8 protein-coding genes are annotated in these 12,376 nt (G+C 66.9%); 6 read left to right on the forward strand and 2 right to left on the reverse strand.

All coding sequences use genetic code 11. From position 1 onward, the window contains the following. Positions 1–89 precede the first annotated feature (89 nt). From ACFPIH_RS11775 to ACFPIH_RS11795, 5 genes are all read left to right on the forward strand, one after another. Positions 90–1,283: a restriction endonuclease subunit S gene (locus ACFPIH_RS11775; protein ID WP_385876703.1), complete on the forward strand. Its 1,194-nt coding sequence runs from the start codon at positions 90–92 to the stop codon at positions 1,281–1,283. Continuing rightward, positions 1,280–4,450: a type I restriction endonuclease subunit R gene (locus ACFPIH_RS11780; RefSeq protein ID WP_381174106.1), complete on the forward strand. Its 3,171-nt coding sequence runs from the start codon at positions 1,280–1,282 to the stop codon at positions 4,448–4,450. The genes ACFPIH_RS11775 and ACFPIH_RS11780 overlap by 4 nt, the downstream gene beginning before the upstream one ends. Before the next feature lie 167 nt (positions 4,451–4,617). Beyond that, positions 4,618–6,204, forward strand: coding sequence for a serine/threonine-protein kinase (locus tag ACFPIH_RS11785; RefSeq protein ID WP_381174108.1), 1,587 nt, complete (start codon positions 4,618–4,620; stop codon positions 6,202–6,204). A gap of 89 nt (positions 6,205–6,293) precedes the next feature. Next, the gene (locus ACFPIH_RS11790; protein ID WP_381174110.1) at positions 6,294–8,465 is read left to right on the forward strand and encodes an AIPR family protein; all 2,172 of its coding nucleotides are present in this window, start codon (positions 6,294–6,296) and stop codon (positions 8,463–8,465) included. A 62-nt stretch (positions 8,466–8,527) separates the two neighbouring features. Continuing rightward, on the forward strand, positions 8,528–10,627 hold the full coding sequence (locus ACFPIH_RS11795; protein ID WP_381174112.1) for a UvrD-helicase domain-containing protein: 2,100 nt from the start codon (positions 8,528–8,530) through the stop codon (positions 10,625–10,627). Between the two features lie 13 nt (positions 10,628–10,640). Here the strand turns inward: ACFPIH_RS11795 and ACFPIH_RS11800 are convergent, their stop codons facing one another. Both ACFPIH_RS11800 and ACFPIH_RS11805 read right to left on the reverse strand, forming a co-directional pair. Then, a complete protein-coding gene (locus ACFPIH_RS11800) occupies positions 10,641–10,838 on the reverse strand; it encodes a DUF397 domain-containing protein (RefSeq protein WP_381174114.1) in 198 nt (65 codons plus the stop codon). Then, the gene (locus ACFPIH_RS11805; RefSeq protein WP_381174116.1) at positions 10,835–11,716 is read right to left on the reverse strand and encodes a helix-turn-helix domain-containing protein; all 882 of its coding nucleotides are present in this window, start codon (positions 11,714–11,716) and stop codon (positions 10,835–10,837) included. Before ACFPIH_RS11805 ends, ACFPIH_RS11800 begins: the two co-directional genes overlap by 4 nt. A gap of 145 nt (positions 11,717–11,861) precedes the next feature. On the opposite strand from ACFPIH_RS11805, the gene ACFPIH_RS11810 reads away from it, so the two are divergent. Beyond that, entirely contained in the window at positions 11,862–12,344 is a 483-nt protein-coding gene (locus tag ACFPIH_RS11810) for an ATP-binding protein (RefSeq protein ID WP_381174118.1), read from the forward strand. The last annotated feature ends 32 nt before the right edge of the window (positions 12,345–12,376 follow it).

Here is a 12,376-nt window from a genome sequence, read left to right on the forward strand (position 1 = left end):
GCATCGCCGAGAACCGCCTGTCTGATGGCTCCCCCGTCACGTGGCCATCCTCATGGCGAGCAGCTCCCCTATGGTCGATGTTCGAAAGAGTGAAGGACATTGACCATCCGGATGAAGCTCTCCTGAGCGTGTATCGCGAGCATGGTGTGGTCAAGCGTGAGGGGCGTGACGACAACTTCAACAAGGCGGCGCTGGATCGAAGCATTTACCAGCTCGTGCATCCTGGCTGGCTAGTGGTGAACCGTATGAAGGCATGGCAAGGTGCAGTTGGCATCTCTCCTTTTCGCGGGATCGTCTCGGGTCACTACATCTGTTTTCGTCCCACCCACGGTGAAGAACCCCGTTTTCTGAACTGGCTGTTCCGTTCGGGCGTATACACGGCCGAGTTCGCCTCGCTCTCGCGCGGGGTCAGGCCCAACCAGGTCGAAATTGATAACGACTGGCTTCGTTCGCTGAAGGTGATGCTTCCTCTATGTGAGGAGCAGCGTCGCATTGCCGACTTCCTCGACGCTGAGACGGCGAGGATCGACCAAATCGTTACACTCCTGCGTGTGCTCGCTGATCGCCTTAGTGAGCGCGAAAATGCAGTGCGAGATGGGCTTGTAGAGGCTCTGTTCGAGGCAGAGGGAACGGTCCCCCTGCGTAGGTTCACGACTCGGATCGAACAAGGGGAGAGTCCCCAGTGTGATGCCGTTCCTCGCCAGCACCCCAATGATTGGGGGGTGTTGAAGCTGAGTTCCGTGAAGCGTGGCCGTTTCATTGCCGTGGAGCATAAACGGCTTCCGGATGGCGTTACGCCGAATTCTTCGTATCTGATCAAACGTGGGGACCTACTGGTGACCCGCGCCAACACGCCGAATCTCGTCGGTGATGTTGCCGTCGTGGGCGATGAAGTCGAAAGACTTCTCCTGCCTGATCTGATCTACCGGGTTGGTCTCGCTGAAGACGTAAGCGCCGACTTTATCGCTCAAGTGGGTTTGAGTGGGCGTGTCCGTTCCTTCATCGAGTCAGTTGCGCGTGGGTCGTCACAGTCCATGGTCAAGCTTCGAGGTGAAGACATTAAGGCTTGGCCTGTACCGCGAGCGTCTCGTGATCAACAAATGAAATTGGTGCGAGAGGTCGACGAGTCCGCTGCCTCGACCGCCCGCCTGATCGACCTCGTCAGGCATCAGCTACACCTTCTCGCCGAGCGCCGCCAAGCCCTAATCACCGCCGCCGTAACCGGCCAATTCGACGTATCCACCGCCAGCGGACGCAACGTAACGGACGGAGTCACCGTATGAGCCCCATCCACGACGAGTCCGTGTTCGGCGCCGCGATAGTCGCCGCCCTCTGCGGCCGCGGATGGCGTGAGGTGCCGCCCCAGAACTACACGGCCGATCTCGGGCTCGACACCAACGAGTTGTTCGATTTCATCAAGGAGTCCCAGCCGGACGAGTGGTACGAGCTCCAGACGGTCTACGGCAACCTGAACGAGACCAAGGTCGGTTTCGCCAGGCGTCTCGACAAAGCCATCAGCGATGACGGCCTGCTCAATGTCCTGCGCAACGGCGTCAAGGACCGTGGCGTCCGCCTCCGCCTCGCCTACTTCAAGCCGAACCTCGTTCCCGACGAGTCCGTTCTCGACGGCTACCGAGCCAACCGCCTCACCGTCGTCCGCGAGCTGCGCTATGCCACCAAGCAGGCGGACCGGGGCAACGAGCTCGACCTGGCGCTCTTTCTCAACGGCATCCCCATCGCCACGGCCGAGCTGAAGAACCCCCTCACCGGCCAGGGGGTCGAGTCCGCCAAGGAGCAGTACCGGACCGATCGCGACCCGACCGAGCTGATCTTCACGCGTCGCGTCATCGCGAACTTCGCCGTTGACCCGGATGTCGTCTTCGTCGCCACCCAGCTCAAGGGGAAGAACACGCGCTTCCTTCCGTTCAACACCGGGTCAGAGGGCCCCGGTCGCCCCGGCGGTGCCGGAAACCCCGCCCCCGCTGCCTTCGGTCAATACTCGACCTCGTACCTCTGGGAGCAGGTCTGGGAGCCGGACAACTGGCTCGACCTGCTCCACCGGTTCGCGCACCAGCCGAAGAGCAAGACGGCGAAGACGACGATCTTCCCGCGCTTCCACCAGTGGGACGTCGTCAAGAAGCTGACCGCTCACGCCGCCACTCACGGCGCCGGGCAGGACTACCTCATCATGGCCTCGGCCGGCTCCGGGAAGTCGAACACCATCGGTTGGCTCGCCCACCGCCTCTCCGACCTGCACGCGGACACCGACCCGCGCACCCTCAACACCGAGGCCCTGTCCGCCGGTCTCATCAAGCCCGGCGAACCCGTCTTCGACAAGGTCATCGTCATCACCGACCGCCGGAACCTGGATGCCCAACTCCGGGAGACAGTGGGGAGCTTCTCGCAGACCGATGGACTGGTCGTCAAGATCGACGAGAAGCACGGCGCCAAGAGCGAGCAGCTTGCCCGTGCCCTGTCCCGCGACACGGGCAAGATCGTCACCGTCACCCTGCACTCGTTCCCGGCGCTACTGGACTACATCCAGCGCAACCCGACCGAGATCAAGGGCACGACCTTCGCGATCATCCTCGACGAGGCCCACTCCTCCCAGTCCGGCGACGCCGCCACGGCCGTCCGCGCGGCCCTGCGCGATCTCGGTCTGGACTCGGACTCGGAGGACCCCGGCGCGACCACCCTCACCGTCACCGAGCAGCTCATGAAGAGGGCGGAAGACCGGTCCAAGGCGGCCAACCTCTCCTACTTCGCCTTCACCGCCACCCCCAAATCCAAGACCCTCGAACTCTTCGGCACCCCCGAGCAGATCGACGGCAAGGTCACCTACCGCCCCTTCCACACGTACTCCATGCGCCAGGCCATCGAGGAGGGCTTCATCCTCGATCCCCTGCGCAACTACGTCACGTACAACACGTACTGGAAGCTGGTGAACAAGAACCCGGACGAGAGGGAGGTCGACCCCTCCAAGGCGAACCCGCTCCTCGCCCGGCACGCGCTCACCCACGACTCGACCGTCTCCCAGCACGCGCAGGTGATCGTCGAGCACTTCGTCAGTCACTCCCGCGGACGGCTCGGCGGGCGGGCGAAGGCGATGGTCGTGACCGCCTCCCGACAGTCCGCCGTCCAGATGGCGCGGGCCATCAAGAGCTACATCAAGGACCGGGACTTCGACACCAAGTACCCCGACCTTGGTGTCCTGGTCGCCTTCTCGGGCTCGCTCACCATCGACGGTGAGGAGACCACCGAGCCGAAGGAGAACGGCGGGATCGCCGAGAGCGCGCTGCCGAAGGCGTTCGGCTACACCCGCTCCGACGACAAGGCCGTGAAGGCCGGCGCGAAGGGGCAGCAGGAGTACAAGATCCTGGTGGTCGCCGAGAAGTACCAGACCGGCTTCGACCAGCCGCTGTTGACCACGATGTACGTCAACAAGAAGCTGACCGGCATCTCCGCCGTCCAGACCCTCTCCCGGCTGAACCGCACCGCCGAGCGCAAGGCACAGGGCGACCTCGCCGTCCTGGACTTCGTCAACGAGGCCGAGGACATCAAGGAAGCCTTCCGCCCGTATTTTGAGGAGGCTCAGACCCTCCCCTCCGACCCCAACCTCCTCTACACCGCGCAGAGCCGGGTCATGTCCGCACCGATCATCTCGGAAGCGGAGATGGACGCGTTCGCAGACGCCTACTTCGAGGCGAAGGACAAGGCCGCCGGGTCGCAGGCCCGCTGGGAGAAGCTCCACGCCGAGCTGTACCGGCTCCTCTCCCCGGCCGTCACCCGGTACGAGGCGCTGCGCGACAACGACGAGGACGAGGACGACGTCAAGACGGCCGAGGATTTCCGCGCCGACCTGAACGACTACGTACGCAAGTACGGCTTCCTCGCCCAGATCGTGTCCTACCGTGACGCCGACCTGGAGCGCCTGCACCTCTACGGCCGCTACCTCCTCACCCGGCTGCGCGGTCGCGCCGACGGAGGCGTGGACATAGGCGACGTGGACCTCAGCCACCTGAGGGTGGAGAAGACCGGCGAGCACGACGTGTCGCTCACTGCCGAGGGCCCGGCGCTGATGCCGGGATTCGGCGAGGGCAAGGGCGGCGCGAAGGAGGAGGAGAAGTCGCTCCTGTCGGAGCTGATCGAGAAGTTCAACGCCAAGTTCGGCACGGACTTCACCGAGGAGGACCTCGCCAAGCCGTTCAACGAGGCCAGGGCCGACGCCAAGGTGAAGGCCGCGGCCCTCGTCAACGACGAGGACAACTTCGGCAAGGTCTTCGACAAGGTCTTCGCCGACAAGATGGCCGACCACATCGACACCATCGCCGGAATGGGCCGCCAGTACTTCGGCGCCGACCGGAACTTCAAGTCCAACCTGGACCGCAGCGCACGGCGCGCCGCGTGGCGCATGATCCGCCGTGAGGCGGGTGTGGACGAAGAGGGCTGAGGTGGAAAGGGGGCGGGTAGGGCCGTATCTCAGCCATAACAGCGGAACCCGGCCCGCCTTCCTGGACGGAAGATCCTCCCGCCCGCAAAACTTGTGCCCGGCATACAGGGCCGGCCGACACCACCACAAGCACGTGCCGGCGTAAGGACACCACGGGGGCGGGCAAGGTGCCGCAGCAGAGAATCGCCGGACGTTATGAACTCCTGGAGGAGCTCAGCCACGGCGGCATGGGTGACGTCTGGCGCGGCTATGACGCCGTGCTCGACCGGCCGGTCGCCGTGAAACTGATCCGGCAGCAGGCCGTCACGTCGCCGCAGCTCGCCGAGGAGTTCGCCAAACGGTTCCGGCGCGAGGCGCGGATCACCGCGCGAATCCAGCACGCGGGCGTCCCGCAGGTGTACGACGCGGTCCTCGACGACTCCCTCGAGCGGCTGTTCCTCGTCATGGAACTGGTCGACGGGGTGCCGCTGTCCGCGTACATCCAGCCTGGCCGCCCCCTGCCGGTGGCCTGGGCGGCAGCCGTCGTCGCTCAGGTGGCGACCGTGCTCTCGTACGCGCACGAGGTGCCGGCGATTCACCGTGACCTCAAGCCCGGCAACATCCTCGTCACCCGGGAAGGGACCGTTAAGGTCCTCGACTTCGGGATCGCGGCGATCCTGCGGACCGACGTGACGAAACTGACCGCCACCGGTACACCGATCGGCACCTACCAGTACATGTCGCCGGAGCAGGTGCGCGGCGGGCGGATCACCCCGCAGACCGATCTTTACGCACTCGGCTGCATCCTGCACGAACTGCTCAGCGGGCGGCTCCTGTTCACGGCGGACAGCGAGTACCTGCTCATGTATCAGCACGTCAACGCGGCTCCCACCCCGCTGCGCGAGCTGCGCCCGGACGTCCCGTCCGCACTGGAGGAACTCGTCCTGCACCTGCTGCGCAAGGCGCCGGAAGCGCGGCCCGCCGACATCCAGGAGGTGTACGAGCGTCTGCGGCCGTTCCTCCCGCCGCCCGGGGCGTCACCCGCACCGGACGGGGCCGGGCCGACCGGCGTGCCCGACCCGACCGGACTCTTCCGCAACCCGTACGCGCCGCGCGCCCGCGCCCAGGCCGGGCCGCGCGTCCCGGCCACAGACGGACAGCCGCCCGCACAGGCCGCGCCCGCTCCGGTGCCGGGCGCGCTCCGTGAGGAGATCAAGGAGGCGTACGCGCACTCGGACGCCCTTCTCGAAGAGGAGCGGTTCGCGCAGGCCGCTGAGGTGCTCGGCGAGATCATCGAGCCGGCCGCCCGCGTGCTCGGCTCCGAGAGCCGACAGGTCCTGGAGTTGCGTACCCAGCGGGCCGCGATCCGGCTGCTGGGCGGCGACTACCGCACCGCCCTGCCCGAGTTCGACGCGCTCGCCGACGCCTACGGCCGTATCAACGGCACCACCGGCGAACAGGCCCGCGCCTGCCGCGCCCAGGCCGCACGCTGCCGCGCCGAACTGGGCCAGGTGACGGAGGCGCTCGCCGCGTTGCAGGGAGTGCTGGGCGTCGTACGGTCCGTCGACGGCGACGTCAGCGAAGAGGCCGTCGAACTGCGCCGCGACATCGGGATGCTGCTGCTCGCGCAGGGACGCACAAGCGAGGCCAGACACATCCTGGAGCCCTTGTACGAAGACCTGTGCGTGGTCTTCGGGCCGCACGACGAGATGACGGCCGAGATCGCGGAGGCGTTGACGCTGATCCGGCTGGACCTGGACGAACCGGACGCCTGACCGGCGGCTGAATGGCACGATCAAGACGATCGGTTGAGCAGGCCGGGACATGCGCCGGCAGGGCCGATCTGTGGGAGGGGAACGAACAAATGAATGCCAAACAGGCCGCCGGAGCCGTCCCGAACATGGACACCCAGGTGCGCCAGGTCGGCAATGCCCTGAAGAGCGTCTACAGCAGCCTGCTGGAGCTCGGCGATCTCGACGGAATGTCTGAGGATCAGCGGAAGCCGCGCCTTGTGTCCCGGGCGCTGACCGCCCAGGCGGTACGGATCGTCACCGGTTTCAGCCCCGCGGAAGCCGCCGCCACTGTCATCGACGGCCACGCCGACCAGGGCATCGACGCCATCGCGGTGGTGGACGGGCCCAACCCGCACGTGTACCTGGTGCAGGGAAAGTGGAGCCCGGAGGGGCGAGCGGCGGCCGACCGGAAGGCGGTACTCGAACTCTTCGCCGGCCTACGCCTCATCGACGACGAGGATTTCGCCCCCTTCAACCCGCGAGGCCGTCAGCTGGCCGAGTACGCGAAGTCCGTCATGGACCGAGGGCCGGTGCCCATCACGCAGGTCGTGGTCCTGATGCGCCCCGACGAGCCGGGTGAGGGATTCCGCCAGGGCCTGGTCACGGGGGAGCAGGCGTTCAACCGCTACGGCGAACGCCTCGACCACAGGATCATTCTGGCACCGGAGGTGTGGGCGTCGGTTCGCAAGGACCTCGCACCCGAACCGGTCCGACTCAGCGCCACACTCTTCCCGTGGTTCGGGATCAGCTCCCCGTACGAGTCCTATCAGGGCGTCGTCATGGCGGAGGAGATCGCAGAATGGGCCAAGAGCGGATCAAACCTGTTCAACCTCAACATCCGCAACCCGCTCGGTCGCACCTCGATCAACAACGCCCTGATCGAGACCCTGACCCAGGAACCGGCCCACTTCTGGTACTTCAACAACGGAATTACCGTGCTGTGCGACGCGGTGGAGAAGGCCCACCAGAGCATGCTCGCGCCGCAGCACCGGCCGCTGACCCTGACACTGCACAACGCCAGTGTGGTGAACGGTGCGCAGACCGTCCGGTCCGTCGCGGAGGCCATGGCAGTCGGCGTGACCGCTGCCGAGGCCCAGATCGGCGTGCGCATCATCGTCACCGGCAAGCGCGAGGACTTCGCCAGGGATACCACGGACGCCACGAACCGTCAGAACAGTGTCGGACCGCGCGACCGCATTGCACTCGACCCGGTCCAGGCCGCGATCCTGGAGGAGATGCGGGCGGAGCTCGGGCTGGAGTACAGCGTCCGCCGCAGTGAGCTGGACCCGCCCGAGGAAACCGGCTGCTCGGTGGTCGAGGCAGCGTGCGCGCTCGCATGCGCCCATCCCGACAGCCAGTACTCCGCGCGGATGGCCACCACCCTAGACGTCTTGTGGGAACGCGGCTCGCAAGGCATCTACGACATGCTTTTCCGACCGCAGCCGGGTGCCTACCTGCTCTGGAACGCGGTGCAGGTACTGCGGTCCGTACGGCGTAGCCTGCACCAGCTTCGCTCCCGATACGAAGGACGAGGCGCTGCTCTCTCCGAGCACGGTACGTACCTGATTTCCCACCTCGTTTTCCGTCGCCTCGACACCGAAGCCATCGACGAACCGGACCCCACGCTGGAGTGGGCGACAGAAGCGGTGGCGCGGGTTCCCCACTTGGTCGCGGAGTTGCTCCCTGCGGTCGCTGCCGCGATCGACGACCTCTACACCGACCGCTCGCGGATCCAGGCCGTGTGCGCCGACGTCGTCCGATGCCGGGAAGTGGTCGCTCAGGTGCTTCAGACGCCCACCACGCAGGGAGCCCGGCCGAAGCCGGACAAGTACCGTCGCGTACCGGCGCAGCGCAAGCCCCGCCGCCCCAACGCGGTCCACGTCCTCGTCGACAAGGCAGTACTCGAAGAGGGCACCCCGCTCACTCTCACTACGGCCTATCCGCTGGAGGCTGAGGCACTTCGGGACTGGCTGGCACAGAACCAGAAGCGCAGTCTCGCCACCTGGACCAACCACCGCACCAAGCCGATTCTCTGGGGCGCGGACGGCAAGCAGTACTCACCGTCCGGTCTGATCACCCGCATGTGGGAACTGGCCGAGTGGAAAGAGCGGCCCGTGGCCAACCAGGGCACCGCCCGCTGGGTGACCGCCTCCGGTGAAACCCTTGCCGCTCTCGCCTGGCGGACCCTGGGTGAACTCGAAGAGCCGGACGAGGACGCACCGACGCCGTCCGTGCGCGACTGACGAAAGCCAGGCGGGGCGCGACGGTGGCGCTCCCCGCACCGTGAGTGAGGAGAGATCCGCCCATGCCCCGCCTCGCCTTCGACATCGCCTTCTGCGCCCAACTCGGCAAGCTTCAGGGTTCGGTGAAAGAAGGCGTCTTCGACGCCTGGCAGAAGTTCGAGCGGCTCACGCTGGACCAGTTGTTCAAGGACCCGGGCCTGAAACTGGAGTCCCTCAAGCAGGCCCGTGATCCCCATATCCGCACCATCCGTATCGACCAGGGCACCCGCGGAGTCGTCCTGGCCCCCGAGAGCGGGGACACCTACGTCCTGCTGAGGGTGATGCCGCACGACAAGGCCATCGCCTGGGCGGTCAAGCAGAAGGCGAGCATCAACACGGTCACCCAGGCCGTCGAGATCCGTGACATCGCCATGCTCGACGAACTCACCCCGGCCTACGAGCTGATCGCGCCCGCCCCCGAGGAGCGGCTCTTCGCCAAGTTCTCCGACGGGGATCTCGCAGCCCTCGGCGTCGACGGCACCACTCTCCGTCAGGCCCGTGCTCTGACGACACCGGAGCAGCTCGAGGTGTTCGCACCGCTCTTTCCCCAGGACCAACGGGAGGTACTGGAGTACCTGGCCGCGGGATTCACGGTGGAGGACGTGTGGCGCGACGTGGTCGCCGTCAACCTGGCCGACCGGTCCGCCGAGCCGGTCGACACCACCGACTACGAGACCGCCATTCACCGCTCCCGTACCCGGATCGCCCTCGTCAGCGCCTCGGACGAGCTCCGCGACATCCTTGACAAGCCCTTCGCGGCCTGGCGCGTCTTCCTGCACCCCTCCCAGCAGAAGGTGGCCTACCGAGCCTCGTACTCCGGGCCGGCCCAGGTCACCGGAGGCCCCGGTACCGGCAAGACCGTGGTCGCGCTGCACCGCGTACGCCATCTGCTGCGGCACCTGCGCGAGGGAGACCGTGTCCTGCTGACCACGTACACCAACGCGCTCGTCGCCGCCCTGGTCGAGGACGAGGAGCTGCGCGACCGGGTGGACATCATGACCGTCGACGCCTTCGCGGGCCGTGTCGTGTCGACTTCGCGGCGGCCACTGCGCGGCGCCGAGGAGCAGGCTCGCTGGGAGCAGGCTGCAACGGTTGCTGGGTTCACCGCTACCCCTCAGTTCCTCGCACAGGAGTACAAGCACGTCATCCTGGCCCAGAACCTCCGCACCTGCGAGGAGTACGAGGCCGCCGAGCGGAAGGGGCGGGGGAGCGCCCTGCCTGTGAGGGGCCGTTCCTCGGTGTGGCGCACGGTCGAGGAGTTCACGAGCCGTCTCGCGGTGGACGGATTGCGCACGTACCTCGGGACCTGCGCCGAGGCGGCCGATCTGCTGGAGGCGTCTGGGCCGACCTACCGGCACGTCATCGTCGACGAGGCTCAGGACCTGCATCCCGCGCAGTGGCGGCTGTTGCGTGCCGCCGCCCCCGCGCGGCCCGACGATCTGTTCATCGCGGGCGACCCGCATCAGCGCATCTACGACTCCCGGGTGTCGCTGAAGACCATCGGGATCAAGGTCGCCGGCCGCTCGACGAAGATGCGCAGGAACTACCGTTCCACGCACGAGATCCTCAGCTGGTCCACGGCACTCCTCCACGGGCGCCCGTTCGAGGAACTGGCGGACGACAGCCACCACGAAACGCTGCTCGGCTACCGCTCGGCGCTGCACGGCCAGGGGCCGGAGACCTACGAGGCGCCTTCCCAAGGCGCCGAACTGGACGCGCTGGTCACGCGGGTCCGTGGCTGGCTGGACAGTGGAGTTCCGGCGGCTGAGATCGGTGTGAGCACTCGCTTCAACAAGACGTGCGACCAGGCTGTTGCGGCCCTCTCGGCGGCCGGTATCCCGGCCGTCCGCCTGCGCGGGGACACGCAGGTCGCTTCGGACGCGGTGAGTGTCGGCACCATGCATGCCTTCAAAGGCCTGGAATACCGATGCGTCGCTGTCATAGGGGTGCACGACGGAGCCATGCCGTTCCCCAAGGCGGTGACTCCGTCCGATGTCGACCGTCTCCAGCACGAGGCCGACTTGCTGGCGGAGCGCTGCCTGCTGTTCGTGGCCTGCACCCGGGCCCGTGACGAGCTCTACGTGTCGTGGTCCGGCAAGCCGAGCCCGTATCTGCCGAGGTAGCAGCGCGCGTCCGTCAGGCCGCCCCGACGAACCCGGCCCACGCCTCACGCGACACGCGGACAACCGGTCCGGCTGCGGCCTTGGAGTCCCGGACGTGCACAACTCCCGTACCAGTTGCGATCTCCACGCAGTCGCCGCCCTCGGTTCCGCTGTAGCTGCTCTTGAACCAGGCGAGGTCGGACGTGACGGCCGAGGACTCAGCGTTGTTCATAGCTCTCCCAGCAACCCTTTGATGAACTCCAAGGACTCTCGCGGACTGAGAGCCTGCGATCGGATAATCCCATATCGGGCGGCGGCCATCACCGTCTGTTCCGGGTCGGTCTTCAGGGTGCTGGTTTGCTGTGCCTCGACGTACACGAACTTCTTGCCGTCCTTGCGCGTGACGACCGTGAACGGCCCGTTCACGCCCGCGTTGTCCTCGCACTCGGTCGGCATGACCTGGATCTCGACGTTCCGCTGCTGCCCGATCAGGAGGAGGTGCTCCAACTGTCCACGCAGCACCTCCTTGCCGCCGTACCGGTGCCGCAGTACCGACTCATCCATCACGAAACTCAGGAACGGCGCGGGCCGCCGATCGAAGATGTCCTGCCGGGCCAGCCGTGCGGTCACTCGCTGCTCGATGGTTTCCTGGTCCAGAGGGGGACGACGCATGGCGAGCAGCGCCCGCATGTACTCCTCGGTCTGTAGCAGCCCCTTGACCACCAGGGTGTCGTACGAGAGCAGCTCAATGGCCTTCTTCTCAAGGGCCGCCATCCCCTGGAAGAACACCGGATACTGAGCCCGCTCCACCTGGTCCGTCCACAGGGTCAGCAGCCCGTCGGCCCCCAGCACCTTGTCCGCCTGCTCGATGGTGCTCGGTGACGGAATCCTCCGGCCCTGTTCGAACGACGCGACAGTGGAGGCCGAGTAACCCAGCCGGCGCCCGAACTCGTCGCGTTCCATGCCCGCCCGTACCCGCAGGGTCTTCATGCTCTGGCCGAACGCCGTGACCACACCCTGCCCGGCCTTGTCCGCCGCCGCCTGCCCTCCGGTGTCGTCGTCGTGCTCCCCACTCGGCTCCACCGCTTCCGTGCCCGTACCGTTGGTCACCACTACCGCCTCCCTGGCCCAACGCCCGCCCCGGAGCGTCGTCACGCCGCGTGTCCCGTACTCGTACCGACATCGTGCGTACAACCGGTCCGCGTCGGTGCGTCACGACTGGTAACGCTACGCCACCACCGCGACCGTGGTCGGCATGACGAACAAGTCCGGCAGCCCCAGCGGTTACTTGACCGCTCCTCACTCTCTGCTCGACCACACCTTCGAGATGCGGTTCACCTCCACGCCCCGAGGCGCCCGGCTCGCCCGACGGCTCGCCGCGCACCGGCTGGACGCCTGGGGGATCCCGTACGACACCTGTCCGCACGACGCGATCGTGCTGGTCCTCGCCGAGTTGACCGCCAACGCCGTACAGCACGGTCATGTGTCCGGCCGGGACTTCCATCTGCTTCTCCGGGCAACCGCACACTCGCGGACCGTCCGGGTCGAGGTCACCGACACCCGTGCCGAACGACTGCCGCCCCGGCCGGAGGCCCTCGGCCTTCCCGGCGCCGAGGACTCCGGCGGCCGGGGACTGCTTCTCGTCGCCGGGCTCGCCGACCGCTGGGACTGGCACCTCCGGTCCGGCGGTCCGGGCAAGACGGTGTGGGCCGAGTGTGTGCTCGCGCTTCCCGCGTGAGCCGACGAATATCGGACAACACGCGCAGGTGA

The organism is Streptomyces vulcanius, assembly GCF_042653945.1.
Classification (GTDB): Bacteria; Actinomycetota; Actinomycetes; order Streptomycetales; family Streptomycetaceae; genus Streptomyces; species Streptomyces mangrovi.

Bases quoted from the DNA above. Each gene is read 5' to 3' on its own strand.
- ACFPIH_RS11790 (WP_381174110.1), top strand. From the start codon at position 6,294: ATGAATGCCAAACAGGCCGCCGGAGCCGTCCCGAACATGGACACCCAG.
- ACFPIH_RS11810 (WP_381174118.1), top strand. From the start codon at position 11,862: ATGACGAACAAGTCCGGCAGCCCCAGCGGTTACTTGACCGCTCCTCAC.
- ACFPIH_RS11795 (WP_381174112.1), top strand. From the start codon at position 8,528: ATGCCCCGCCTCGCCTTCGACATCGCCTTCTGCGCCCAACTCGGCAAG.
- ACFPIH_RS11800 (WP_381174114.1), bottom strand. From the start codon at position 10,838: ATGAACAACGCTGAGTCCTCGGCCGTCACGTCCGACCTCGCCTGGTTC.
- ACFPIH_RS11780 (WP_381174106.1), top strand. From the start codon at position 1,280: ATGAGCCCCATCCACGACGAGTCCGTGTTCGGCGCCGCGATAGTCGCC.